General features: G+C 50.6%; 1 protein-coding gene. It reads right to left on the minus strand.

Going from position 1 to position 690, the window contains the following annotated elements; all coding sequences use genetic code 11:
- Positions 1-287: 287 nt before the first annotated feature.
- Positions 288-690: IS3 family transposase (locus tag HMPREF2874_RS06275; protein WP_141754237.1), on the minus strand; the 403-nt coding region annotated here is incomplete at its 5' end.

A 690-nucleotide genomic window follows, 5' to 3' on the forward strand; every position in this document is an offset into this window, starting at 1 on the left:
CTTCCTTTTCGGAAGGGCTTTCATTGAGGGTCAGGTAATCAACGGCTTCCTGAACTGGTGGAACGATTTCCCTTCCTTTTCGGAGGGGCTTTCATTGAGGGCTATCCCTAAAGACCGACGAAACATCAGACAAACAATTTCCCTTCCTTTTTGGAGGGGCTTTCATTGAGGGCTATCCCTAAAGACCGACGAAACATCAGACAAACAATTTCCCTTCCTTTTTGGAGGGGCTTTCATTGAGGGAACTGAACTGCGCCCCGAAACTTGGACGCTTTAAATAGTAGCCGCTATACGGCTTCCTGCAGGGCCTGAACCCGGTACTCTACCGGAGTCAGGCCCTTAAGCTTTACCTGGCGCCTTGCTGTATTCCAGTGCGTAATATAGGCATCAAGGTCAACCTTGAAACTCTCGAAGGTCTGCCAGTCCTGCCCGCGAAAGAACTCATCCTTCAGATGTCCAAAAACTTGCTCGGTGGCGCCGTTATCGATGCAGTTGCCTTTACGTGACATGCTCTGGATAAAACCGTTATCGGCAAGCGTTCTGACGTAGGTCTCGTGCTGATACTGCCACCCCATATCCGAGTGCAAGATCGGTTCGACCCCTGCGGGTTTGGCATCCATGAGTATCTGAAGCATCTCTTGTTGCTGGAGGAGGTTGGGACACATCGAGATGGAATGGGCAACAATCTCT

The organism is Rothia sp. HMSC068F09 (assembly GCF_001812775.1).
Taxonomy (GTDB): Bacteria; Actinomycetota; Actinomycetes; order Actinomycetales; family Micrococcaceae; genus Rothia; species Rothia mucilaginosa_A.